Origin of the sequence: Autumnicola aciditolerans (genome assembly GCF_041679265.1) — a bacterium.
Taxonomy (GTDB): Bacteria; Bacteroidota; Bacteroidia; order Flavobacteriales; family Flavobacteriaceae; genus Autumnicola.
Window position 1 is genome coordinate 148,557 of record NZ_JBGFSM010000007.1, and the last position, 25,899, is coordinate 174,455.

Genomic DNA, 25,899 nt, shown 5'->3' on the forward strand with positions numbered 1-25,899 from the left:
GAAGCTTACTCCTGTTCGAATTAGATATTATAAAATCGGAGAGCGTTTTCGTAAAATATAGCTTCTTTTTCTGATTTGCTGAAAATGGAAGTGTAATCTGCTAAAAGCGCTGTCACGGCATCATAATCCCCGGCAAGATTACAAACAGGCCAGTCAGATCCAAAAAATACTCTCTCCGTTCCAAAGAAGGTAAAAACCGTATCGAGATAAGGCTTAAAGTTTTCGGGCTTCCAACTTTTCCAATCTGCTTCGGTTATCAATCCAGATAGTTTACAGTGCAGGTTAGGAAATTCTGCAAGCCGTTCTATATTTTTCTTCCATTCCTGGAATTTGATATTTTTGATATCTGGTTTTCCAAGGTGGTCCAGCACAAACGGCTGCCCGGGAAAATCCTTAACCAGATGGATTACCGAATTCAGCTGGCGATGATCTACCAGAATATCGTAAGTAAGTTCGTATGCCTGTAGTTTAGAAATTCCGCTTAAAAAGGTTTTATTCAGACAAAAATCATTTTCCTTATCCTGCAGGACGTATCTTATTCCTTTTAAATAAGGGTTTGAGCTGAAACTTTCCAGTTTTTCAGCCACATCTTCCGCAGTTAAATCTACCCAGCCAACAACTCCTTTTATTATATCATGTTCTTCTGCCAGTTTGAGGAGGAATTCTGTTTCTTCTTCCAACTCCGCTGCCTGTACGGCCATGCATCCCTGTACCTCCTGGCCCTGAACCGCTTGCTGGTAATCTTCAGGAGAAAAATTTCTTTTTATGGCCTCCATATTTTCGTTAATCCATATATCCCTTTGCGGATTATAATTCCAGAAATGTACATGGGCATCAAAAATCATGAGCGGTATTGTTTTGCTATTGTATAGATATACCTGAAGATACAAAGAATGGAATAATCCGGCTTTAGAATTTTTATAATTGTAAAGCCGGATTCCCTGTTTTCTTTCTGCTCTTGAATTAGGGCAGTTTAGCAGCAGTATTTTTTATTGTACTTCTACTGTAACTTCATCTTCAATATTACGCGAAGAATTTCCGAGTTTTAATGTGTAAGTTCCCGGTTCCACCATCCAGCTTTTGCTGTCCACATCATAATAAGCCAGTTCTTTAACGGGAAGTTCTATAGTTACTGTTTTAAAGCCTCCCGCAGGAACCATTACTTTTTTAAAGCCTTTCAGTTCTTTGGCCGCACGCTCTACTTCTGAATTTGCCTTGGAAACATAAAGCTGGACCACTTCTTTCCCATCCATCTCCCCGGTGTTTTCAACATCTACTGAAACATTAATGGTTTCGCCCTGGCTGTAAGCTTCTGCTTTATCAATCCTTGCATTTAAAATATCGAAATTGGTATAGGAAAGCCCGTAGCCGAAGGGATAAAGCGGCTCTACATTTTTGGTGTCGAACCAGCGGTATCCAACCAGAATCCCTTCCTCATAAGAAACAGTATCGTCCCCGGGAAAACTGTTGGTGGCATGGGCAGGAGAATCTTTAAGCTCTTTAGGCATCGTCCAGGGCAGTTTTCCGGAGGGATTAACATCTCCTAATAGCACATCTGCAAGGGCGTTACCACCTTCAGAACCATTAAACCAGCTCCACACCAAAGTTGAAGTTTTCTGGTTAATGTTTTCAATATTGAAGGGCGCCCCGGCGATCATCACAATAATAGTGTTGGGATTTGCCTCCAGTACTTTTTCAATAAGCTTTTGCTGTCCAAAAGGAAGATCAAGAGAAGCCCTGTCTGAGGCTTCGGTTTCGTAATCTCTATTGGAACCAGCAAAGAAAATGGCCGCATCGGCTTTTTTAGCGGCATTTACGGCTTCTTCCACCATTTGTGGATCGAGTTCATTAATAGTTACCGGGCCGTCCAGGGTAACATCGCCAAATTTTCCTTTTTCACTCTTGGAAAACCGCTCCTGGTATCCTTGCGCATAGGTAATCTCCACAGATTCCGGCAGCCTGTTTTTAAGACCTTCCAGTGGGGTTACTTCACGCCTGGTTTTTACTCCCGCGCCAAAACCGCCCAAAGCATTTTTCTTTATAGCATTGGCACCAATTACCGCTAAAGTTTTTATACTGTCAGTTTTAAGAGGGAGCATATTTTTATCGTTTTTAAGTAATACTACAGATTCTGAAGCAATGTTATAGGCATCTTTAAAATGCGCTTCTGTAGCCAAACTTCCGTCTTTCCTGCCATTATCTGTAACGCTGTTTAAGGAGTACATTACCCGCAATACGCGTTTTACATGTTCGTCCACTTCAGCTTCTGAAATTTTTCCAGCTTTAACCGAATCAATTAAAGGTTGGGCAAGGTAAAATTCATCAAAAGGTTTGGGCGTTCCCATTTCCACGTCCAGTCCGCTTTTTAAAGATTCCACAGTGCTATGCACTGCGGCCCAGTCTGAAATTACAATACCCTTAAAGCCCCATTCTCCTTTTAGTATTTCGTTGAGCATATAATCGTTTTCACAAAGAAATTCTCCACGGAATTTGTTGTAGGCGCCCATCATACTGTAGGCATTGGCCTCTTCTACCGCAGCTTTAAAAGCAGGCAGGTAAATTTCCCTTAAGGCGCGTTCATCTATTTTCACATTTACATAATCCCGGTGTGTTTCCTGGTTATTGGCGGCATAATGTTTTACGCAGGCAGCAACATCATTATCCTGTACTCCCACTATAAATGGTACGGCAAGCCTCTTGTTAAGGAAAGGATCTTCAGTAAAATATTCATAGGTCCTTCCACCAAGTGGGGTCCTGATGATGTTAATGGCGGGAGATAGCAACACATCTTTGTCCCGTGCGCGTGCTTCAGAACCCACACTGTTTCCAAAAGTGTAAGCCAGCTCCGGATTCCAGGTAGCCGAAAGGCCGGCACCGGCAGGGTAATACGTGGCGTAATCTTCATCTCCTCCCACAGGAGTCCAGGAATCTTTAGAAATTTCTTCCCTTACCCCTAAAGGTCCGTCTGTCATTTTTAATTCCGGAATTCCTAATCTTTCCACGGCTGCTGTGGCAAACATTGTAGTGCCGTGCAGCATTCCGGTTTTTTCTTCTAAAGTCATTTGGGCAACCAGGCTATCGATTTTAGCGTCATATTCCTTAGTTATAGGGCTTCCCTTAGAAATGGAATTTTCTTCGGAATCTTTGGTAACTTCAGAAGGCTTTGTTTCTTCTTTACAAGCTGTAAACGCGATAAGACCAAGCGCAGCTACTAAGGACATTATTCTATTTTTCATAATTTTGATTTATTTTAATTTGAGTAAGGCTGATTCTTTTGTAATTCTATTTTAAAACTGGTTTTTCCTTTTAACGGATTCTCTTCCATTTCAAAAGTGTTTCCTTTTCTGCTGAGGTTTAGGGTTTGCAAAGCATCACCTTCCGGAAGAAAAACTTTTCCGGTAGCCGAATTGGTACCTTCCGCTGCATAAACTTTTAAATCAAGTTTGCTCCAGTCCATATCCTGTGTGGATTGCGCCAGTTTTATATGCGGAATAACCGTGCCGTTTTTAACCAGGGCGATAATTGGAATTTCCCCGGCTTCAATAGTATGCCAGCCGCTTTCGTATACTTTGCCGGTCTGGTAATCTATCCACTGGCCTTCCGGCAGGTAAACATCTTTCTTAGTTACTTCTTCAAAAAGCGGGGCTACCAGAATGCTTGAGCCTAATAAATATTCATCGTCAATCAGCCAGGAGCCGGCATCATCGGGAAATTCCACAAATAAGGCACGCATCATGGGCAGGCCTTTTTCTGAACTTTCTTTGGCCTGCGCATAGATGTAAGGCATTAGTTGGTACCTCATATTATCGGCTTTTCTGAAGTCTTTCAGGAAGCTGTCACTGTATTCCCATGGCTCTGTTGGCGGTGCGCCGTGGCTTCTCACATGCGAAGAAAGCATTCCGAAAGGCGTCCACCTTCGGTATAAATTTTCTGGTGATTTAGCTACAAATCCGCCCACATCGTGGCTCCAGAAGCTAAAGCCGCTTAATCCTAAAGACAATCCTCCTCTTAAAGTCGCTGCCATGGCAGAATTTGTGGTCGCTGCGTCGCCGCCCCAGTGGAGTGGATAGCGTTGACTACCGGCCCAGGTGCTCCTGGCCCAGATTAGAGTATAGCCTTTTTCCTGTTTGGTGATATCAGCTACCGCTTTATTGTATCGCAACGGGTAAAGGTTATGTTCGTAAAAACCGGTACGGCCGGAATGGTAAATTCCGTTGGCAGGCGCTGCTTCTCCAAAATCGACTTTAAAAACGCTTACGCCAAGGTCAAACAAATTTTTCAGTTTATTCTGATACCAGGTAACGGTTTCAGGATTGGAAAAATCCAGCACGGCATCTTCGTAAGGAATATTGCCTTTACGGTCTTTTACTGCCAGGTCATTTTCAATTATTTCATCGAAAAGGGTGTTTTTCGGCGTAAAATATGGCAATTGCCATAAACTTACATGAAAGCCCTGATCTTTCATATCGACAAGCATTTTTTCAGCGTTATCAAAACGATCGGCGGCGAACTCATAATTATTTCTCCAGTCCACATCAAACCAGCCGGTATCGAAATGGATCACGTCGCTGGGGATTTTATATTTTCTGAGGTTATCAGCCACTTCGCGGCCTTCTTTTTCAGAAAAATAAGTGATGCGGCTCATCCAGAACCCGAACGACCAAAGTGGTGGCATGGCGGCTTTCCCGGTAAGATTGGTATATTCATCTAAAACATCTTTAGGTTCTCCAATGAAAATGAAAAGATCTGCCACATCATCGCCCAGCATCATTTTATTGGCAGCACTAAAATATTTACCAAAATCGACCGCAATAGGAGAGGAGGTATGCATAAAAACGCCATACCCGCGGCTGCTCATATAAAAAGGGATGGGTTTGTACATAGTTTCATTCTGCACCCCGTTGGCATCATCTGTCCATAAAACCACTTTTTGGCCTCTTTTGTTGAATTGCGTAAAAGACTCCCCGCAACCAAAGATCTTTTCTCCCGGCTCGAGGGTAAATACCGGTGCAAAACTCCTGGAGTAATCGCTGCTCCTGCGCACGTAGGAAAATGGCAGAACAGGAGTATAAGTATTGGTGACATCTGCACTGTGTAAAGTGCTGGTCAATAATTTCCCATTTTCATCAAAGATCTTCACATGCCAGGGTTTGGATTGAATTTCTACGGAACCATGGGCGCTGGTAAATTTATAGCCGCCCTCAATTTTTGAAGATTTCCATGCTTCAGGGTGGTTAGGCGCCGTGCCATCCACCAGCATCAGCGATTCTTCCTGCTCGTGAAACTGTGGCCCGGAAGCCATTTTAATGCGGATAGTGCGATCTGAAACAAACTGGATTTCGAAAGGCAATTCCGGGGAAGCTTCATATTCGGTAGTTGGGAATTCGTTCGCTTCCGCAGGAACCGGCCGCATAAGCATATTGTTAAAAGCCTGGCGGGTTTCGTAATTATTACGTAGATATTTTATGGTTCCCTTACCCGTTGCAGGATCAAATTTGGTAAGTTCATCTGCAAAGTAAAAGGTGTTTAGGTAATTTTCAAAAGTCTCGCTCATATCTGGCGGGGCATTCAGGATATCGGCATTTTGATCCTGGGCGTTGAGGTTTGAAACTGCCAATATTCCCAGAATTAAAGTCATGGAAATTCCGGCAATATATTTATTTCCGAATAGGTAAGATTTTAGGTTCATATTGTTGAATTAATTAGCTGTTATGGTTATGCTGGCTTTTTGCAGTCCTTCAGAAGTTGCAGTAAGTATTAAATTTCCCGCTTCTTTTCCTGACTGAACAATCACCAGGGCTTTGCCGTTCATCGCGCTGTGTTCGGTGCCTTTAAAGGATTCATGGTTGGTTGGATCTCCGCTGGCCACGCCTACAATTTTTCCATCCCCTTCAAGGCTGAATTTTATCAGGTTACCGGCCCGTGGCGCAAGGGTTCCTTCTTCATCGGTTATAGTAACCGTGATAAAGGAAAGGTCGTTATTATCGGCCTTTATTGTACTTCTGTCTGCTGAAAGTTCCAGTTTTAAAGGTTCTCCGGCGGTTTTCACTTCAGTTTCTTTAACCACATTGCCGTCTTTCCTGGATATCGCTTTTAAGGTACCGGGTTCAAAAGGGAAACGCCACATCACGTGCAGGTCATCACCTTCTTTGCTTTTTGTGCCCATAGATTTTCCATTCAGAAATAATTCCACTTCATCGGCATTGTTATAATACGCCCAAACATCTACGGCCCGGCCTTTTTGCCAGTTCCAGTGCGGCAAAATATGAAGTACATCTTCGGTAGTCCATGCACTTTTGTACATATAATAAACATCTTTGGGAAAACCGGCCAGGTCAACAATTCCAAAATATGAACTTCTGGAAGGCCAGATATAAGGAGTAGGCTCACCTATATAGTCAAACCCGGTCCAGATGTAAAACCCGGAAAGAAAATCGTATTTTTTGATCACTTTCCAGGTGGCCTCATGGAGAGAACCCCATGGCGCCCTTACCTGGTCAAAGGCCGAAACAGTATTATCGGGATTCCCACCTTCAAAGACCTTGTCCCAGCTTACCGGCCAGATTTTGGTGGTATCTGAAGGGAATTCATAATATCCCCTGGTTTCAAGAGCCGAAGTGGTTTCCGTAGCGATAAATGGCGTATTGGGGAAATTCTTTAAATGGTAGGGGTAAGTTTCGTGGGCATAATTGTAGCCGATGATATCCAGTGCGCCCGAACCTGCCAAAGCATTAGGCTGCGCCCGGTTTTCTTCAAACTGTATGCTGATGTCTTCGTTACTGTTTATTGCAATTGGCGGATTCATCGCGGCGATCACGGGGCGGGTGCTGTCCAATTCTTTAACTATTTTCGCCAGTTCCCAACCTATTTTTGCGCCTTTTTCGCTCCATTGTTCGGGGATTTCGTTCCCGATGCTCCACATAAAGATGCTGGGATGGTTACGGTCCCTTACAATCAGGTCCGTAAGGTCTTTTTCGTGCCACTGTTCCCAGTTTTGGGCATAGTCATTTTCCGTCTTGTGTTGCGCCCACATGTCAAAAGCCTCGTCCATAACGATAAAGCCCATTCTGTCACAAAGGTCCAGCAATTCCGGCGCGGGAGGATTGTGGGCGGTGCGTATGCCGTTAACGCCCATTTCCTGCAGGATTTCCAGTTGGCGTTCTATCGCGCGGGTGTTAATGGCCGCGCCAAGAGGGCCAAGATCGTGGTGCATGCAAACCCCTTTTATTTTTACCTGATTCCCGTTCAGGATAAAGCCTTCCTTTACATCAAATTTGAAGCTTCTTATCCCAAAGGAAGTTTCATACCTGTCCAGCACTTCTCCGTCTACCAAAATTTTGGTAACTGCAGTGTATAATTGTGGATTTTCAACCGACCATAATCCGGGATTTTCAATAACGACTTTCTGGTGGATTTTTTCTTCGGAAGAAGCCGCGATATTTATTTCTTCGGAAACTGAAGCGACTTCATTTTCGCCATTTAAAAAAGAAGTCTGTATAGTTGCGGTTTTTGCTTCAGCATAAGCATTTTTGAGACTGATTTCAACTTCAACTGAAGCACTTTCTGAAGTTACCTGCGGAGTAGTGATAAAAGTACCCCATTGCGGGATGTGCAGTTTATCGGTGGTTTTTAGCCACACATTCCTGTAAATGCCAGAACCGGAATACCATCGGGAATTAGGCTGACTGGAATTGTCAACTTTAACCAGGATCTCATTTTCTTCCTCGCCGTAATTAAGGTAAGGTGTTAAATTGTATTCGAAGCAGATGTAGCCGTAGGGCCTGTTGCCAAGCTGCTGCCCATTAATCCAGACCTCACTGTCCTGGTAAATCCCGTCAAAAACAATGGAAGTAAGTTGGGTGCTGTCTTCAGCTTCAATTTTAAATGTTTTTTTGTACCAGCCCAATCCTCCGGGCAAGGCACCGCCGCCCACGCCTGAGGGATTCTCAGGATTAAACTCCCCTTCAATACTCCAGTCGTGCGGCAAATCCAGTTCCCGCCATTCGGTATTTTGGTTAATGGTATCCTCAATGGAATCGTTCAGGTGGAATTGCCATGCCGAATTAAAGGCAATTTTTCTACTTTCTGCCAGGCCTTGAGCTTCCTGAGCTTTACAGTCGGCCAGCGCAGCAAAAAGGAAGAACAAAACAGGATATAATTTTATAGTCTTCATTGTGTAACTTCAGAAGAGGTGATGTTCTAATAGTGATCCTAAAAAGATAAAGTTTTTGTTTTAAAACTGTGTGATTTAAAATTTAGAGGGTTTAACCAGATACTTTAGCGATAAAAATCAACCGCAGAATTTGTTATTGTTAAAAAACCATGGCTAAGTTCTTTAATTTTTGGATTTTAAGAGGGTTTTTATTAGAAAATCACAATCTGTCTCAAATATAATTAGAGAAGAGAGGATGCACTGAATCTATTTTTGCAAAGTATAGTACTATTTTGCCTCCGGGTTTTAAAAAAGCTAAAAGCCCGGCATTTCCGCCAGGCTTTATTTTGCTCCCCCTCTTGGGCTCGAACCAAGGACCCTTTGATTAACAGTCAAATGCTCTAACCAACTGAGCTAAGGAGGAATTTCAGTATGTCCAGAATTTTTAAAAAAGCTTTCTGTTGCTCTTTGCTCCTCCTCTTGGGCTTCCCTCGACTCCGTTTCACTCGCTCGGGACAGGCTTCTCGCCCAATAGAATTTTGCCTTAAACTTTTGCTCCTCCTCTTGGGCTCGAACCAAGGACCCTCTGATTAACAGTCAGATGCTCTAACCAACTGAGCTAAGGAGGAATTTTCGCAATCAATTTTGCGGATGCAAATATAATAGAATTTTTAAATTCCTGCTAAAAATTATAAAGAAAAAATAGGCCTTTTTTAAATCTTATCGGAGGGATTTTTTAAATAAAAAGTCATAAGAGGCTCTCCAAAAGCCAGACCTGTATATTTTTCCTGTCAAAATTAAGATTTTCATTTTTTATCATGCAAAAAAATATTAGATTCATAAAAAATTTATGATATGGAAGTTACAAATGCCAAAATAAGCATTGAAGCCGTAAAAGGAGGAATTACACAGCAGCCAGATGTAGAAGCTATAGTAAATGCGGCTAATGCCGAGTTAACCACCGGGGGTGGAGTGGCAGGTGCTATTCATCATGCCGCCGGGCCAGACCTTTATAAGGAGTGTCAGGATTTTGCTCCCATTCGTCCGGGAGAGGCCGTTATTACCGGAGCGCATAAACTTCCAAATAAATACGTGATCCATTGCCTGGGCCCGGTTTATGAAAGAAAAAAAAATCACGAAGAGCTTCTTGCTAATTGTTATAAAAATGCCCTAAAGCTCGCTGAAGAAAATACTATTACCTCTATCGCTTTTCCCGCAATCTCTACTGGTGTATTTGGTTATCCCATGGAAGAAGCGGCTGAAGTTGCCGTAAGGACAATTTTAGGAGAATTACCCAGGCTAAAGCAGGTAGAAAAGATTAAATTTGTCCTGTTCACACAGGCAGATCTGGAAATTTACCAGAAAAAGCTTGAAGAACTTCAATAAGTTCAATATCAAGACAAAATATATTATGTTCAACTTTACTGCCACGTATACGGACCAGTACCAACTGGCCATGGCTCAGGTTTATTTTGAAAAAGGTCAAAAAGATGAGCAGGCTGTATTTGAATATTTCTTTAGAAAATTACCTTATAATGGAGGGTATGCTGTATTTTCTGGCCTGGAAAACCTGCTTAAAATTATTGAAGAGCTAAGGTTTGATCCTGCGGATATTAAGTTCCTAAAGACTAAAGGCTTTAAAGAAGACTTTCTTAACTATTTGCAGGAGTTTCGGTTTAGAGGTAATATCATTTCAGCAAAAGAAGGGGATGTTGTTTTTCCTACCCGGCCTGTGCTGCAGGTGGAAGCAAATATGATTGAAGCCCAGCTTATAGAAACCCTCCTGTTAAACCTTTTGAATTTCCAGACGCTTATCGCGACTAAAGCCAGCAGGACCAGGCTGGTGGCAGGAGATAAAAAACTATTGGATTTTGGGTTGAGAAGATCTCAGGGGCCGGGAGGTTATTATGCTACGCGTGCAGCAGTCACCGGGGGATTTGATGGGACCAGTAATGTAATCGCGGGAATGGATATGGAAATTCCGGTTTCCGGGACGATGGCTCATTCTTTTGTTCAGAGTTATGATGACGAGCTGGAAGCATTCCGGGACTTTGCTAAAGGCCGTCCGGAGAATTGCGTACTTTTAGTGGATACCTATAATACCTTGAAGAGCGGCATTCCCAATGCCATTAAGGTAGCAAAAGAAATGGAGGAGAGAGGGCAGAAGCTGCTGGCGGTTCGGCTGGATAGCGGAGACCTGGCTTATTTTGCAAAAGAAAGCCGAAAACTTCTTGATGCCGAAGGCCTGGATGATGTAAAAATTGCGGCTTCCAATCAACTTGATGAGTATGTGATAAAAAGCCTTTTAGAGCAGCAGGCGCCAATAGATATTTTCGGGGTGGGCACTAACCTTGTAACCGGCAGCCCAGATGCCGCTTTGGATGGGGTTTACAAATTGGTATATTCCGGAGGAAAACCAAGGATAAAAATTTCAGAAAGCCTCTCAAAAGTAACACTTCCGCATAAAAAACAGGTTTTTAGAATTAAAAATAAAGATGGGAAATGTATAGGTGCAGATGCCATTGGCCTTTCTGAAGAAACCCATGTAACGGAAATGTTTCATCCTTTTGAGCCCTATAAGTCGTTGAAAATAGAAGATTATGAGCAGGAGCCGCTGTTGGAGAAGGTGATGGAAAACGGGAAAAGTTTGCTGAAAAAACGCAGCCTACAGGAAATTGCAGATTACAGCCTTTCCAGGGTTGCCGAGCTGCCTATAGAATATAAACGCTTTAACAATCCTCATATTTATAAAATAGGCTTGAGCAGCCGCCTGAAAGAAGAACGGGACCTTTTAATTAAAGAATATAAAAGCAAAGCATGAAAGCCTTACTCATTATAGATGTACAAAATGATTTTATGCCCGCTGGGGCTTTGGCTGTTCCTGAGGGAGACCAGGTGGTGCCGGTAATAAACAGGCTTCAGGAAAAGTTTGAACTTGTTATTGCCACTCAGGACTGGCATCCTGCGGGGCATGCCAGTTTTGCAAAAAGCCATGCCGGAAAAATGGAATTTGAAAAGATAGAATTAGACGGAATAGAGCAGGTGCTCTGGCCGGAGCATTGCGTGCAGAATTCTGAAGGTGCTGCCTTTCACAAGGATCTGGAAACTTCAAAAATTGAAGCTATTTTCAGAAAAGGCACAGACCTAAAAATTGACAGTTATAGCGGGTTTTATGACAATGCACATTTAAAATCTACCGGCCTGGCAGGATATCTAAAGGAAAAAGGGGTTGAGGAAATCTATTTCAGCGGACTTGCTGCAGAATTCTGTGTGTTTTTTTCCATTCAGGATGCTCTACAGGAGGGATTTTCAGCACTATTAATTGAAGATGCCACCAGAGCACTAAATCCTTTGGAATTTGAAAAGGCAAAAAAAAGCATCCTTGCAAATGGTGGAAAAATAATAACTTCAGAAAAAATTTCTAAAAATTAATATAAAAAACATAACCCACATTCAGCCAGAAAATCCAGTCGTTGTACTTATTCTGAGGCCCTTGCACATCTAAGCCATCAATAAAATCTGAATTATAATAATTCCAGCGCGCGTCAATAAGAAGATCATGTTGCATGCCCAGCCGGTACCTAACACCTACACTTCCTGAAATGGCAAAAGTGGTACTAGGCTCCAGATCCAGCCCTCCCTGGAAGCTTGGGAAAAGTATCTTTGGGTCGTCTACCGGACCCAGATCTGAATATGCAGTAGGGGTGTAGTATACATAATGTACTCCAAGACTAACATAAGGGCCAAATAATACGGCAAAATTTGTAAAATCTTTAATGCGCATAAAATGATACTCCAAATGTGTTCCCAGCTCATAAGTTTCGGTAAAGCCATGCATGGCTCTCAATTTTCTTGCTCCTTCTCCTTTGCCATTGGCTACCGGCCCAAAATGCTCCAGTTTGGACCTAAGGTAATCAAACTCATTTCTAATTCTAAAATGATCACTGAACCAGCTTTCAGATCTTTCACAGGTACATCTTGCTTTGTATGCAAAACTTAGGTAATGCACCACGCCAACGCCAAAACCTTCATTTTCCAAATTATTCCTAACGTTCCACCTTTCTCCATAATCGGTAAAAAAACCAGCCGGCCCGGCGAGCACCCCAACTTCATTAGAGACATGTATTTGTGCGATGCCATTCCCCTGTGTAAGAAACAAAAGGAAAAACACCATTAAAAATACTCTGGTATTTTGCATATGGACGCACTTGAAGTACTGACAAATATATAAAAAGAAGTTTAAGATATAATTTAAATAAATTATGGGGATACAAGGAAATGATTTGTACGTTAATATTATATCAAAAAATAAAAATCATCGCCTATCTTTTAGAGAACCTCTATATTTGCACCGCATAAAAGTAAAATTTTTTAATAAACTTTATTAGCACCACACATTATGGAACAAAATGTAAAAGAGTTCTTAGATAAAGTATCAAAAAGAAATCAAAACGAGCCGGAATTTATGCAGGCCGTTCATGAGGTCTCAGAAACTATAATTCCTTTTATAGAAAAAAATAAAAAGTATCAGAATGTTAAACTTCTGGAACGCATGGTAGAACCTGAGCGGGTAATTATGTTTAGGGTCTCCTGGCTGGATGATGAAGGGAATATCCAGGTAAATCGCGGGTTCAGGATTCAAATGAATTCTGCAATAGGACCCTATAAAGGCGGTTTGCGTTTTCATCCCACGGTGAACCTGAGCATATTAAAATTCCTCGCCTTTGAGCAGGTTTTCAAAAACTCGCTTACCACCCTTCCAATGGGTGGCGGTAAAGGAGGATCAGATTTTGATCCCAAAGGAAAATCAGATAATGAAGTAATGCGTTTCTGCCAGAGTTTTATGACAGAACTGGCAAAACACATTGGTGCAGATACCGATGTTCCTGCCGGAGACATAGGTGTAGGTAGCCGTGAAATTGGTTACTTGTTTGGCCAATACAAGAGACTGCGAAATGAGTTTACTGGTATTTTAACCGGAAAGGGAATTTCTTACGGAGGATCGTTAATTCGTCCTGAAGCTACAGGTTACGGTAACGTCTACTTTACGCAAAATATGCTTTCCAGGAGAGGGGAGAAAATTGAAGATAAGAAAGTAATTATTTCCGGGTCTGGAAATGTGGCGCAATTTGCGGCAGAGAAGGCCATCCAGCTAGGCGCCAAAGTACTCACCATGTCAGATTCAAGCGGATATATTTTTGATGAAAAAGGAATTGATGAGGAGAAGCTTGATTTTATCATGAAACTTAAAAATGAGCGGCGGGGCAGAATCAGCGAATATGTAGACGAGTATCCCGATGCCAAATATTATGAGGGCGAAACCCCGTGGGGTGTAAACTGCGATATAGCACTTCCCTGCGCCACACAAAATGAACTACTGGAAGAAGATGCGAAAAAGCTGGTAGATAACGGTTGCATATGTGTTGGGGAAGGCGCGAATATGCCATGTACCCCGGAAGCTGTGGAAGTTTTCCAGAAGGCGAAAATTCTTTTCTCACCGGGTAAAGCTTCAAATGCAGGTGGTGTGGCCACTTCAGGTTTGGAAATGTCTCAAAATTCATTACGATATTCCTGGACTTCAGAAGAAGTGGATAAAAAGCTACATGAAATTATGAATAATATCCATTCAAAATGCGTGGAATATGGGACAGATGACGATGGATATGTAGATTATGTAAAAGGGGCAAATATTGCAGGTTTTGTAAAAGTTGCTGACGCTATGCTCGCCCAGGGCGTGGTGTAGCTTCTGCTTTATAACATTATATTAAGCCGCTCCTTTTGGGCGGCTTTTTTAATATCTTTGAATTTCAAATTTCTCCCGATGCTTATTAAAACAGAAGCCATAATCTTAAGTGCGCTTAAATATGGCGAGGCAGATCTTATTGTGAGGGCTTATACCCTGGAGAGTGGTGTGAAAACGTATATGTTACGGGGAATCTTAAAATCCAGAAAGGGTAAGTTGAAAGCATCGCTCTTTCAGCTACTAACCCAACTGGAGGTGGTTGCCAGCCATAAAGATAAAGGTACGCTGGAGTACCTCAAAGAAGCTAAAGTTTTACACACATACCAGTCGCTTCATACTAATATGATAAAAGGCTCCATGCTCATGTTTTTAGCTGAAGTTTTAAGGAATGCCATAAAAGAAGAGGAACCTAATCCTGCCTTGTACCAATATCTTAAGCTCAGCCTTAACTGGCTGGACCTGCATGGCTCCATTGCTAATTTCCATTTGATTTTCCTGTTGAAGCTTACCCGGTATCTCGGCTTCCAACCGGAAGACTCCTCGGCAGATTTGTCATATTTCAATATGCTGGATGGGGTTTTTCAGGAAATCAGGACAAATGAATATTGTGTAGAAGGAAAAAACCTGGATTTTTTGAAGCAGTTTCTTTCAGCCGATTTTGATTCTTCAAAAGATATAAAGCTTAATCAACAGAGCCGCACAGGATTTCTGAACCTGCTTTTGCTTTACTACGAACTGCATATTGAAGGTTTCAGGAAACCAAAATCCCTGGCGGTTCTAAATGAAATTTTTAATTAAGATTTTCTGTTTTACTTTTTTATGAAGCTATGCAAGCAGTGACTGCTGCGGAGCGACCAGGAAAGATCTTAAAAGCTGGTGGGCAGGACGTTTTCTGTAGGAACATGAAACAATCCTTCTGTAATTTCAATTTTCCCGTTAGCTCCTTTCAGCGTGCCCGAAAATACCCCGCTTATCCCCTCTTCATCAATTTTGGTAAACCGTATCCTCCAGTTATACTTTTCAGGATCATGAGCTAAATGTTCTCCATAAAGCAAGTTGCCTTTATAAAATAGAAAATCCATATAAGCAAATGGGCTAATAGTATATTCTTTATTGGTTTCAATCTCTTCAGGAGTGTAAAGATTAAGCTGAAATTGCTCCGGGGAAGCATCATCATTTAAGATAGCGCTTATGGAAGTGGTGTGTACAGGAATATCAGCTCCCCAGAATTCTAATGCAACAGGTGTGTTTGCAAATCCTTCAACATCAGAGTAGGGGTTGCCGGTTTCTCTCAGCTGAATAATACGGTATTCCTTTAAAACCCCACTTTCCCTGAAGCGTAAGAAGTACGCTTCCTCTAAAATTCTAATGGGTTCCAGAGGAGAATCCACAGTAGTACAACTGCAGGCCAAAATTGTTATACATGCTAGGTACAAAGGAAGGTTTTTGCTCATCTACTTTATTTATTTCCATGAATAAGCCGCAGGTTGAGCAGGTAAATTTGTAGGGATTATCCAAATTAGGGAAAGTTTGTAGAAAAAGCAACAGTTTTTAGCCACTTTGCAGCCTATGCTAACAAATAGGAAGATCATTTTAAATTAATTGATTTTGATGTAAGAATTATATGTCAGAATAAATCATGAATGTCAGGAAACACTGCTGTAATAAGTAAGGCACGAGCAAAGGTCTTATTTTCCATTATAGGGGACTTCTCTTTTACGAAAATTGATTAATTTCGCACATCATTAGAAATTTCAAGAAAATGAGCAATAAGTTCCCTGAATATAAAGGACTTGACTTACCAAAAGTTGCAGAAGAGACGCTTGGCTGGTGGAAGGAGAACAGGATTTTTGAAAAAAGTGTGGAATCCCGGGAGGGAGAGGAGCAATTTGTGTTTTTTGAAGGCCCGCCTTCGGCAAATGGCTTGCCTGGAATTCACCACGTGATGGCGCGTGCTATAAAAGATATTTTTTGCCGTTACAAAACCCAAAAAGGTTTTCAGGTAAAACGTAAAGCAGGCTGGGATACCCACGGCTTACCGGTGGAGCTTGGAGTAGAGAAAGAACTGGGAATCACCAAAGAAGATATTGGAAATAAAATTAGTATAGAAGAGTACAACCACGCCTGTAAAAATGCAGTGATGCGCTATACAGATGTGTGGAATAACCTTACCGAAAAAATGGGATATTGGGTAGATATGGGCGATCCCTATATCACCTACAAATCTAAATACATGGAAACCGTCTGGTGGCTGCTTTCTGAAATTTACAAGAAAGGCCTTATTTATAAAGGTTATACCATCCAGCCATATTCCCCAAAGGCCGGGACCGGCCTTAGTTCACACGAGCTTAACCAGCCGGGAACTTATCAGGATGTTTCAGATACCACGGTAACGGCAATGTTCAAAATAAGCAATTCTAAAGCCTCCCCTGTTGGTGAAGGTTTGGAGGGGGCCTATTTTATCGCCTGGACCACCACTCCGTGGACTTTGCCATCCAATACCGCGCTAACCGTGGGGCCAAAAATTGAATATGTTACGGTAAAAACATACAACCAGTACACCTTTGAACCAATAACAATTATAGTGGCCAAAGATCTTGCTGAAAAGCAGTTTGATAAAAAATTCAGAAAAGTTGAAAATGAAGAGGAGCTAAAAAATTATAAAGCAGGAGACCAGTCTAACAGCAAGGCAGGCAAAATTCCTTATTTTATTGGGAAGGGTTATGTTGGTGCAGATCTCGTAGGAATTCGCTATGAGCAGCTTATGCCTTATGCGCAGCCTTACCATAATCCTGAAAATGCCTTCCGCGTCATTGCCGGGGATTTTGTAACTACAGAAGATGGTACGGGAATCGTTCATACTTCTCCCACTTTTGGTGCAGATGATGCCCTTGTGGCGAAACAGGCAACTCCCGAGGTTCCACCGTTGCTGGTTAAAGATGATAATGATAATCTGGTTCCGCTGGTGGATTTACAGGGGAAGTTTAGAAAAGAAATGGGCGAATTCGCCGGGAAATATGTGAAGAATGAATACTATAATGATGGCGAAGCCCCGGAAAAATCTGTAGATGTTGAAATAGCTATTAAGCTGAAGGAGGAAAATCGCGCTTTTAAGGTTGAAAAGTACGTCCACAGTTACCCAAATTGCTGGAGAACAGATAAGCCAATTCTCTATTATCCGCTGGATTCCTGGTTCATTAAGGTGACCGATGTTAAGGACCGTATGTACGAGCTAAACCTTGGCATAAACTGGAAACCTAAAGCTACAGGGGAAGGCCGCTTTGGAAACTGGCTGGCCAATGCTAACGACTGGAACCTTTCCCGAAGCAGGTACTGGGGAATCCCGCTTCCAATCTGGAGAACTGAAGATGGGAAAGAAGAGAAAATAATAGGCTCTATTGCACAACTTAAAGAAGAAATAACACATGCTGTAGAGGCAGGGGTTATGGATAAAAATATCTTTGAAGCCTTTAAGGCAGGAGATATGAGTGACGAGAATTATGATAATGTAGACCTGCATAAAAATGTAGTTGATGAGATCGTGCTGGTTTCAGAAAGTGGCAAACCCATGAAGCGGGAAGCAGATCTTATAGATGTATGGTTCGATTCTGGTTCTATGCCTTATGCCCAATGGCATTATCCGTTTGAAAATAAGGAAAAAGTAGAGAAAACCTGGCGCAAAGCTGATTTTATTGCGGAAGGTGTGGACCAGACCAGGGGCTGGTTTTATACACTACATGCCATAGCTACCATGATTTTTGATGACGTGGCGTATAAAAATGTGGTTTCCAACGGACTCGTGCTGGACAAGAACGGCCAGAAAATGTCCAAAAGGTTAGGGAACGCGGTAGATCCTTTTGAAACTCTGGCAGCTTTTGGGCCGGATGCCACCCGCTGGTATATGATCTCTAACGCGAACCCGTGGGACAACCTTAAATTTGACATTGAAGGAATTGGGGAAGTGCAGCGAAAATTCTTCGGAACGCTCTACAATACTTATTCGTTCTTTACTTTGTATGCCAATATTGATACTTTCACTTATGCTGAAGAGGATATTCCGCTAAGCGAACGGCCTGAAATTGACCGCTGGATACTTTCAGAATTGCATACACTCATAAATAAAGTGGATGCATTTTATGGAGATTATGAGCCTACAAAGGCGACCAGGGCTATTTCAGAATTTGTCCAGGAGAATCTTAGTAACTGGTTTGTACGCCTTAGCCGCAGAAGGTTTTGGAAAGGTGATTATGGTCAGGATAAAATTTCAGCATATCAAACTCTTTATACCTGCCTGGAGACGGTAGCAAAATTAGGAGCTCCTGTTGCGCCTTTTTATATGGAACGCCTTTACAGGGATCTTAATAAAGCTAGCGGGAAAGAAAAAGTGGAATCTGTTCATATCTCTAAATTCCCTACATTTGATAATAAGTTTGTTGATAAAAAATTAGAAGGCAAAATGGAGAAGGCACAACGCATTTCTTCATTAGTGCTTTCGCTTCGCAAAAAGGAGATGATCAAAGTTCGTCAGCCCTTGCAACGTGTAATGATTCCGGTACTTTCCAGGGAACAGGGGGAGGAAATTATGGCCGTTCAGGAGCTTATAAAAAGCGAGGTAAATGTAAAAGAAATCGAGCTTATAGATGATGCTTCAGGCATACTGGTGAAGCAGGTAAAACCTAATTTCAGGGTTCTTGGCCCAAGATTTGGTAAGGATATGAAGCTGGTTGTCAATAAGATAAATAAATTCACCTCAGAAGATATTGCCAAAATAGAGCAGCAGGGCAGGATAGAGGTTGAAATTAATGAAAAAATGATTACTTTGGCGGCCGAAGAAGTGGAGATTACTTCTCAGGATATTGAAGGCTGGCTGGTGGCCAGCAGCGGTAACATAACTGTTGCGCTGGATGTTAGCATTTCACCTGAATTGAAAAAAGAAGGAGTGGCAAGGGAATTGGTTAATCGTATACAAAATATGCGTAAAGACTCCGGTTTTGAAGTTACAGACACTATAAACGTGACCCTACAAAAAGATGGCATGGTCGAGGATGCCGTTAATGAGAATATAAATTACATTAAAAATGAAACGTTAACCGCAAATCTCGAATTTGCAGATGTGGTTGAAGACGGCACCCAGGTGGAGTTTGATGATATTACCACAAAATTGTTTATTAAAAAACAGTAGCCTTATGTCAACAGATGTTAAAGAACGTTACAGCGATGCTGATCTGGCAGAATTCAAAGCCTTAATTCTAAAAAAGATAGAAAAGGCCCAGGAGCAGCTGGAAATCTATAAAAGCGCCTATAAAAATGATGGGAACAATGGTACAGATGATACTTCCCCAACATTTAAAGCTTTTGAAGAAGGTAGTGAAACTATGAGCAAGGAAGCGAATTCACAACTTGCCATCCGTCAGGAAAAGTTTATCAGGGATTTGAAGAATGCTCTTCTTAGGGTAGAAAATAAAACCTACGGAATTTGCCGTGTCACCGGGAAATTAATTGCAAAGGAGCGTCTTTTACTGGTTCCTCACGCAACTTTAAGCATTGAAGCGAAAAATCTTCAGCGATAATTTAAAGATTAAAAATAACAAAAACGCTCCTGTTGATTCTTCAGCCAGGAGCGTTTTCCGTTCTAAAATGAAGCAGGTTCTTAGCATCTTTTTTATTTTTTTCAGCCTGATTAAAATTCAGGCTCAAAAGGACGTTGCTAAGATTATAGATGCTTCTAACATTGACATTATTGAAATTAACAGCGATGAAGTTTACAAGATCAGTTTAAAAACTGCTGCTGTTTCTAATATTAGTATCACCACCCATTCTGAAGGAGAATATTTCAACAACATTTTTTTAAGATCCGAGATAAACGGGAGGAAACTGCTGCTTTCTTCTGAATATCCCGAATCCTATACCGGCGGATTCGATAAATTAAGCGCTCATAAAGTTTTTTCGCTTGAGGTAACTATAGAAATACCTGCAAATAGGCAGGTATTCCTTAGATCTAATATTGCCTCTGTAATTGCTGAAGGAGATTTTAAAGATTTTGAAGCCAATCTCAAGCAGGGCTACTGCAGGCTTTTGGATTTTAAGGGCAACGCTACCATTAACACTTTTGAAGGGGATATTTTTGTTAAAACCACTAAGGCTACAGTAGAGGCCAGTACAAGAACCGGAAGCCTGGAACTGGCAAATCTTTCCCCTGGAACTAACCTCTTAAAACTCACCTCTATTAATGGGGCTATAAGTGTGCAGAAAACTAAATAATATTAGTATTTTTGGTGCGTTTTTAACCAAACTATTCCATGTCTTTAAAAAAAGCCAGCTTAATTATTGTCCTGATCCTCATCATAGATCAAATATCAAAGATTTATATTAAAACACATTTTACTTTAGGAGAGGAAATTAAGGTTTTAGACTGGTTTCATATTCTTTTTGTGGAAAATGAAGGAATGGCCTGGGGCACAAAAATTCCGGGTGCCTATGGAAAACTGATTCTCACTTTGTTTCGACTGGTGGCGATTTTTGGGATTGGTTACTGGCTTTGGGATTCAGTAAGAAAAAATGCTTCCAGAATTTTAATAATTTCCGTAGCACTTATTTTTGCAGGAGCAATGGGGAATATTATCGATTCAGTTTTCTACGGAATTCTTTTTGACGACAGTTACAGGCACGTTGCAAGCTTCTTGCCGGAAGCAGGGGGCTATAGCAGCCTTTTTCATGGGAAAGTGGTAGATATGCTTTATTTTCCATTATATGAAGGATACTTACCGGGGTGGATCCCAGTATGGGGAGGCAACTATTTTACTTTTTTTGAACCTGTATTTAATATTGCAGACAGTTCTATAACCATAGGAGTGGTTCTCATGCTTATTTTTAATAAAAAGGCGTTTCCCAAACATAAGGAAGGCGAAAGTAAATCCTAGGCGGCAGTGGTCCTTTTCTCAAAAATTTTCTCAAACTTTTTAAGTTCAATAGGTTTTATTAAATAATCGGTCACCATATTAATGGATTTTGCTCTTTCCAGGTCGCGCGGGTCTATGGAAGAGCTTACCACATAAAGAGTAATCTTTTTATTAAAGTTGTTTTTAATCTTAATGAACTCGTTCAAAAATTCCCATCCGTCCATTACTGGCATATTAAGATCCAGGAATATAATTTCAGGCAATTTATCTTCAGTCATATTGCCTAGAATAAGCTTGAAATAATCCAGCGCTTCTTTTCCGTTTTTATAAACCAGAAGGTTTTCTGAAAGCTTCTTGATCTCAATAATTTTTTTCACCAAATTGACATATATCTTATCATCATCAATAATACATGCCAGCTCTACTTTTTGCCCCATATCAAAACTTAATTTTAAAAGTTGTCCCTACATCAACAGTGCTGGTGACTGAAATTGTGCCCCCAAGCGCCTCCACCTGGTTTTTGGTTATAAAAAGGCCAATTCCCTTAGCCTCGGGATTGCCGTGAAACGTTTTATACATTCCAAACATACTATCCCCGTGTTGATCGAGATCAATGCCCATCCCATTATCACTTACCTCAAGAAACTCTTTCCCGTTGTCTGTATAAGACTGAATAAAGATTATTGGTTTCCTGCCTTGTTTTTTATATTTAATGGCATTGCTAACTAAATTTAGTAAAATACTTTCAAGATACTCAGGGATATACAGAATTTCTTTCAAGTTGTGAAATTCAGCGACAATTTTTGCATTTTCCCGATTAATCAGGGAAGAAATAGAAGCAAGAACAAATTCCAGGGCTTCATTAAAGTTAACTTTAACCCTTTCTTTGTGTAGCGAAGTTTGTACGCTTACCACTTCATTTAAATGTGCAATAGCGGCATCTAGATTTTCAGAAACATATTCCACATTAGCCAGCAGTTCCAGCTTATCGGCATCTGTTCTGGCTTCTTTAAGAAGCTCCACTATTAAACTAAGGTTGCTGCTGTGGGACCTTAGATTATGAGAAACAATGTGTGCAAAATTAAAGAGCCGTGAATTCTGGGTTGCTATGATATCCAGAGAATCCTGCAGGTTGATCTCATTGGTTTTATTCTCATCTATATTTTGAAAGACCCCTCGTATGCCAATTATTTCCTGTTCTTCGTTATATACCGGTTTGCCTGTGGCCCTAACCCAAAACTCGCGGTTATATAGGGTGAGCATTTTTACTTCAATTTTAAAGGGAATACCATATAATTCACACTTGCTGAAGGCCTTAGTCATGAGGTGATGGTGCTCAGGGGCGTAAAAGCGCATCCTGTCTTCATAATTCACCTGGAAATCCTGGGGGCAATCCATTATTTTTTTAGTTACATTATCCCAGTAGATGTTTTTGTCTATGGTATCCAGGTACCAGCCCCCGGTACTCGTCATTTCTGCCGTTTCCCGGTAGTAGAAAAAATTTTCTTCAATAGTGTACTGGTCTCTTTTGCTTTGGTGGATATTCACGAACAAAAGCACGGCGGTTTCCCGGAAACCTTCTTCTTTGCTCTGAAGGTTTTTGCATTCGAACCAGCGGAATTTGCCATTTTTAAGCTTTAATTTCAGCTCAAAATTAAAGCTTCCGGTTTCAGTAATAAGTTTATCAAAATTAACCCTGAAGTCGTAACGGTAATCGGGATGCAGAATTTCTTTTATAAAGTACTCAAAAGAATCTTCAGAAAGATCTGGATTACCCACCATCGCATTAAACTGCTCAGACCATGTAATTTCTTTACTAAAGAGGTTGATCTTCCAGTAAAAAATATCAAAATCTTCTAAAATATAGTTAAGCTGTAGGTCACTAAGCATTGTAGGTATGGTTGGGGGAAAATATATTTATATAAAAATATTCTTTTCTGCGCTACAAATTGTTTTAATTATTTCCTAAAAGTATAGATTAATTCCGGAGTAATACAAAAATCCAGTGGGATATCAGATGAAAGGACGTTTTTTATCCGTGATCCGGCTTCGAAGAAAGACAATCCCACCTTTAAAACCTCTTTTTTACATTCTGAAAGGAACTTATCATAAAAGCCTTTTCCGTATCCTACACGATGGCCCATTTCGTCGAATGCCAGGAGGGGAATAAAAACCACATCAATTTTTTGTGGTTCAATTTCTATACCGCCCTCGGGTTCAGGGATGTTCCATCGGTTTTTTCTGATAGTTGTAGTATCGGTAAGCAGGAAATTTCTTAACTTGTTATTTTGGAACTCGGTTTTAGGAAGTACTACATGTTTATCTTTTCCCAGCAGGATGTGCAGCAATGGCTCAGTATCTACTTCCTTTTGTTCTGCGATGCTTAAAAAAAGATGGTAAAAGCTATACTCCCAAATGGGCAGCTCCAGGGCTTTATTGGCAATTTTTAGACTTAGCTCCTCAATTTCTTCTTCTGAGAGAGCCAATCTTAATTCTTTATATTTCTTCCTGAGCGCTGTCTTCTTCATGGGATTTAGGAGGTAAAGAAATATGAAAAACGGCATCTCCCTGGTACACAATAGGAGATTCATTTACGTTTATTACATAACCTTCATTGGCGGCCTTTATTTTATGCCGAAATTTTCCGTAGGGATCTGTAATGGTGGCGATATATTCCCCTTTTTCAACATGCTTGCCACACTGGATCTTTACATGCAGCAATCCGCTGTACTTTGCCCGCATCCAGAAGCTGTTGTCAATAATAACCGTTTTGGTAACAGGATCGGGATAATCAAATTTAGAAGAAAGCATGTCCAGGTGGCTGAGAATCCTCATGGCGCCATCTACGCCGTGCCGGGCAATTTCCTTGTTGCTGTCTGAAGATTTTCCACCTTCAAAAAGCAATACCGGAATGCCGAGTTTTGAGCAGGTTTCCCGGTAAGATTTGGTAATAGTCTTAGAATTAATGGTAAAAGGTGCGTTAAAAATACTGGCGTATTTAAGACTTTGCTCATCGCCTTTCTTTACGCGAATTTGCGGGGCGTTAAACCTGCTGGCACCCCCGGTATGAAAATCCAGGCAAAAATCTGCAATAGGAAGGATTTTTTTCACGAACTGATAGGCAAACCGGCTGGCCAGTGACCCATGTTTAGTTCCCGGGAAAACCCGGTTAAGATCCCGCCCGTCCGGGAATTCCCTGGTAAGATTCAGGAAACCAAAAATATTGACCACAGGAATGCATATAATGGTCCCTTTTTGCGGCTTGTTGATTCCTTTGGAAATAATCTGGCGCACAATTTCCACCCCATTAATTTCATCACCATGGATTCCTGCAGTGATCAAAACCACCGGGCCGGGTTTTTTTGAACGTTCAATAATAACAGGAACCTCCACCGAGGTGGTGGTGTAAAGTTTGGCCATATTAAAATTGATGGTGGCATTTTTCCCAGGCAAGACTTTCTTGCCTAATATTTCCAGAACGTTGTGCTTATCTATTTGCGGCATAAATTATACATTTCTTTCAATGTACCTGATGATGGTTTTGGCGATATCCTTACCGGTGGCGGCCTCTATTCCTTCAAGTCCGGGAGAGGAATTTACTTCCAGGATAAGCGGCCCGCGTGCACTCTGCAGCATATCTACCCCGGCTACACCAAGGCTCATAGCCCTGGCTGCTTTAATCGCGGCATTCTCTTCTTCATCGCTTAACTCAATAATTTCTGCGGAACCTCCCCGGTGCAGGTTAGAGCGAAATTCTCCTTCTTTTCCCTGTCTCTTCATGGCGCCTACCACGTGGCCATCAACTACAAAAGCACGAATATCGGCACCTCCGGCTTCTTTGATGAATTCCTGGACGATCACCCTTGCCTGCAGGCCGTTAAAAGCTTCTATAACAGATTCTGCGGCATTATTGGTTTCAGCTAAAACCACTCCCAGCCCCTGTGTGCCTTCCAGAAGTTTAATAATGAGTGGTGCGCCCCCAACATGATCTATCACCTCCTGCACGTCTTTGGAATAATTGGTAAATACCGTTTTAGGAAGGCCAAGCCTGGCCCGAGAGAGAATTTGAAGGCTCCTCAATTTGTCGCGGCTTCTAACCAGTGCCTGAGACTCGGTAGTGGTAAACACGCCCATCATTTCAAACTGCCTTACCACTGCCGTACCATAAAATGTCACGGAAGCGCCAATTCTTGGAATAACGGCATCTGCCCCTTCTATTGCTTTTCCTTTATAAAAAATAGAAGGTTTTTTCTTTTCAATTACAAGATCACATTTTACAGGATCTATTACCTCTACTTCATGGTTGCGTTTTTTTGCGGCTTCTATAAGCCTTTGGGTAGAATAAAGGCTGCTATTTCTGGATAGAATTTTTAGTTTCATTTTCTTTTGAATTATGCGAGACGTCTATCAGTTCGGTATCTACTATAAATTTTTTGGTAAGGAATTTTCTCCCAATCAGGACGGGATATCTCATTTCCTGCCGGGAAGACAAAGAAAGTGAAATTTTGAAGACTTTTTCGAATAGCTTTATATTAGATTGAACCTGATATCTTTTTTGAATGATCCCGTTACTGCTGCGTACAAAAACGATGTCAAAATCCTCAAAAACAAATTCTTTGCCGTTGTAAAGAGGATGCTCATCATCAAGAAAAGTGCAGTACAGTTTGTTTTCTTTTTCTTCTATATTTTCACAGTGTATAGACGAGGTATATGCACCGGTATCTATCTTAACTGCGATGTCGTTTAATTTAAGGGCCGGGAAATCTGCTTTATCAAACCTTCCAATAACTTTTTTCTCCATAACCGCAAGATAATAAAATCACGTCCCTATCTTCTTAAGGATCGCAAAAATAACCCCGGGGATCATAAATAATTTATGTTATCAGCAGGTTTTGAAATGCCATTCCTGGACCCAATCTTTAAATGTAATTGTTACGCTTTTATTATAAGTTCTCTAATTTTACCTTATATTTATGGCGGATATTTGATTATTCATAGTTTGTGCTTCAGGTTTAAATAATACTGCAGTAGCTGCGCCTATATATTTGAAAATCCGAAATTTTAAAATGCTAATGAAATTCATTTTTATGAAGCATTAGCTGTTG

At 41.2% G+C, this 25,899-nt stretch carries 21 protein-coding genes and 2 tRNA genes; 9 read left to right on the forward strand and 14 right to left on the reverse strand.

The window, feature by feature from the left end:
* Window positions 1-20 precede the first annotated feature (20 nt).
* The 6 genes from AB8M93_RS09470 to AB8M93_RS09495 all read right to left on the reverse strand — a co-directional run bounded on the left by AB8M93_RS09470 (window position 21) and on the right by AB8M93_RS09495 (window position 8,781).
* A complete protein-coding gene (locus AB8M93_RS09470) occupies window positions 21-845 on the reverse strand; it encodes an amidohydrolase family protein (RefSeq protein WP_373057334.1) in 825 nt (274 codons plus the stop codon).
* A 144-nt stretch (window positions 846-989) separates the two neighbouring features.
* Window positions 990-3,236 carry a glycoside hydrolase family 3 C-terminal domain-containing protein gene (locus AB8M93_RS09475; RefSeq protein WP_373057335.1) on the reverse strand — a complete coding sequence of 749 codons (2,247 nt, stop codon included), beginning with the start codon at window positions 3,234-3,236 and terminating at the stop codon, window positions 990-992.
* Between the two features lie 14 nt (window positions 3,237-3,250).
* Window positions 3,251-5,638: a glycoside hydrolase family 31 protein gene (locus tag AB8M93_RS09480; RefSeq protein WP_373057432.1), complete on the reverse strand. Its 2,388-nt coding sequence runs from the start codon at window positions 5,636-5,638 to the stop codon at window positions 3,251-3,253.
* Window positions 5,639-5,698: 60 nt separating this feature from the next.
* On the reverse strand, window positions 5,699-8,173 hold the full coding sequence (gene galB, locus AB8M93_RS09485) for a beta-galactosidase GalB (RefSeq protein WP_373057336.1): 2,475 nt from the start codon (window positions 8,171-8,173) through the stop codon (window positions 5,699-5,701).
* A gap of 329 nt (window positions 8,174-8,502) precedes the next feature.
* Window positions 8,503-8,576, reverse strand: a tRNA-Asn gene (locus AB8M93_RS09490).
* Window positions 8,577-8,707: 131 nt separating this feature from the next.
* Window positions 8,708-8,781, reverse strand: a tRNA-Asn gene (locus AB8M93_RS09495).
* A 226-nt stretch (window positions 8,782-9,007) separates the two neighbouring features.
* On the opposite strand from AB8M93_RS09495, the gene AB8M93_RS09500 reads away from it, so the two are divergent.
* Genes AB8M93_RS09500 through pncA form a run of 3 tightly spaced genes read left to right on the forward strand, consistent with a single transcriptional unit; the run spans window position 9,008 to window position 11,584 of the window.
* Window positions 9,008-9,538, forward strand: a complete 531-nt coding sequence (locus AB8M93_RS09500) for a macro domain-containing protein (protein WP_373057337.1) — start codon at window positions 9,008-9,010, stop codon at window positions 9,536-9,538.
* 25 nt (window positions 9,539-9,563) lie between these two features.
* Entirely contained in the window at window positions 9,564-10,973 is a 1,410-nt protein-coding gene (locus AB8M93_RS09505; RefSeq protein WP_373057338.1) for a nicotinate phosphoribosyltransferase, read from the forward strand.
* Window positions 10,970-11,584, forward strand: coding sequence for a bifunctional nicotinamidase/pyrazinamidase (gene pncA / locus AB8M93_RS09510; protein ID WP_373057339.1), 615 nt, complete (start codon window positions 10,970-10,972; stop codon window positions 11,582-11,584). The genes AB8M93_RS09505 and pncA overlap by 4 nt, the downstream gene beginning before the upstream one ends.
* On the opposite strand, the gene AB8M93_RS09515 is transcribed toward pncA, so the two are convergent.
* A complete protein-coding gene (locus AB8M93_RS09515; protein WP_373057340.1) occupies window positions 11,574-12,350 on the reverse strand; it encodes a THC0290_0291 family protein in 777 nt (258 codons plus the stop codon). The genes pncA and AB8M93_RS09515 overlap by 11 nt on opposite strands.
* A gap of 201 nt (window positions 12,351-12,551) precedes the next feature.
* Between AB8M93_RS09515 and gdhA the strand changes: the two genes are divergently transcribed.
* Both gdhA and recO read left to right on the forward strand, forming a co-directional pair.
* Window positions 12,552-13,895: an NADP-specific glutamate dehydrogenase gene (gene gdhA / locus AB8M93_RS09520; protein WP_373057341.1), complete on the forward strand. Its 1,344-nt coding sequence runs from the start codon at window positions 12,552-12,554 to the stop codon at window positions 13,893-13,895.
* A gap of 78 nt (window positions 13,896-13,973) precedes the next feature.
* Window positions 13,974-14,693, forward strand: a complete 720-nt coding sequence (gene recO / locus AB8M93_RS09525) for a DNA repair protein RecO (protein WP_373057342.1) — start codon at window positions 13,974-13,976, stop codon at window positions 14,691-14,693.
* Window positions 14,694-14,761: 68 nt separating this feature from the next.
* Here recO and AB8M93_RS09530 read toward each other — a convergent pair whose 3' ends face one another.
* Complete coding sequence (locus AB8M93_RS09530) at window positions 14,762-15,349, reverse strand: hypothetical protein (protein WP_373057343.1); 588 nt, start codon at window positions 15,347-15,349, stop codon at window positions 14,762-14,764.
* A 308-nt stretch (window positions 15,350-15,657) separates the two neighbouring features.
* Here AB8M93_RS09530 and ileS point away from each other — a divergent pair, with 308 nt between their 5' ends.
* From ileS to AB8M93_RS09550, 4 genes are read left to right on the forward strand one after another with little or no spacing between them, the layout of a single operon-like run.
* Window positions 15,658-19,077, forward strand: a complete 3,420-nt coding sequence (ileS, locus tag AB8M93_RS09535) for an isoleucine--tRNA ligase (RefSeq protein WP_373057344.1) — start codon at window positions 15,658-15,660, stop codon at window positions 19,075-19,077.
* A gap of 4 nt (window positions 19,078-19,081) precedes the next feature.
* Complete coding sequence (locus AB8M93_RS09540) at window positions 19,082-19,465, forward strand: TraR/DksA family transcriptional regulator (protein ID WP_373057345.1); 384 nt, start codon at window positions 19,082-19,084, stop codon at window positions 19,463-19,465.
* Complete coding sequence (locus AB8M93_RS09545) at window positions 19,440-20,156, forward strand: DUF4097 family beta strand repeat-containing protein (protein WP_373057346.1); 717 nt, start codon at window positions 19,440-19,442, stop codon at window positions 20,154-20,156. The genes AB8M93_RS09540 and AB8M93_RS09545 overlap by 26 nt, the downstream gene beginning before the upstream one ends.
* A 38-nt stretch (window positions 20,157-20,194) precedes the next feature.
* Window positions 20,195-20,815: a lipoprotein signal peptidase gene (locus tag AB8M93_RS09550; RefSeq protein WP_373057347.1), complete on the forward strand. Its 621-nt coding sequence runs from the start codon at window positions 20,195-20,197 to the stop codon at window positions 20,813-20,815.
* Here the strand turns inward: AB8M93_RS09550 and AB8M93_RS09555 are convergent.
* The 6 genes from AB8M93_RS09555 to AB8M93_RS09580 form a co-directional block, all read right to left on the reverse strand.
* Window positions 20,812-21,231, reverse strand: coding sequence for a response regulator (locus tag AB8M93_RS09555; RefSeq protein ID WP_373057348.1), 420 nt, complete (start codon window positions 21,229-21,231; stop codon window positions 20,812-20,814). The two genes, AB8M93_RS09550 and AB8M93_RS09555, sit on opposite strands and share 4 nt — an antisense overlap.
* Before the next feature lies 1 nt (window position 21,232).
* Window positions 21,233-22,684 carry a PAS domain-containing sensor histidine kinase gene (locus AB8M93_RS09560; protein ID WP_373057349.1) on the reverse strand — a complete coding sequence of 484 codons (1,452 nt, stop codon included), beginning with the start codon at window positions 22,682-22,684 and terminating at the stop codon, window positions 21,233-21,235.
* 68 nt (window positions 22,685-22,752) lie between these two features.
* Entirely contained in the window at window positions 22,753-23,322 is a 570-nt protein-coding gene (locus tag AB8M93_RS09565) for a 5-formyltetrahydrofolate cyclo-ligase (protein ID WP_373057350.1), read from the reverse strand.
* Window positions 23,291-24,298 (reverse strand): succinylglutamate desuccinylase/aspartoacylase family protein, encoded by a 1,008-nt coding sequence (locus tag AB8M93_RS09570; protein ID WP_373057351.1) that lies wholly within the window; start codon window positions 24,296-24,298, stop codon window positions 23,291-23,293. The genes AB8M93_RS09565 and AB8M93_RS09570 overlap by 32 nt, the downstream gene beginning before the upstream one ends.
* A 3-nt stretch (window positions 24,299-24,301) precedes the next feature.
* Window positions 24,302-25,174 carry a 30S ribosomal protein S6--L-glutamate ligase gene (gene rimK / locus AB8M93_RS09575; RefSeq protein WP_373057352.1) on the reverse strand — a complete coding sequence of 291 codons (873 nt, stop codon included), beginning with the start codon at window positions 25,172-25,174 and terminating at the stop codon, window positions 24,302-24,304.
* Window positions 25,146-25,595: an ATP-dependent zinc protease family protein gene (locus AB8M93_RS09580; RefSeq protein ID WP_373057353.1), complete on the reverse strand. Its 450-nt coding sequence runs from the start codon at window positions 25,593-25,595 to the stop codon at window positions 25,146-25,148. The genes rimK and AB8M93_RS09580 overlap by 29 nt, the downstream gene beginning before the upstream one ends.
* Window positions 25,596-25,899 lie beyond the last annotated feature (304 nt).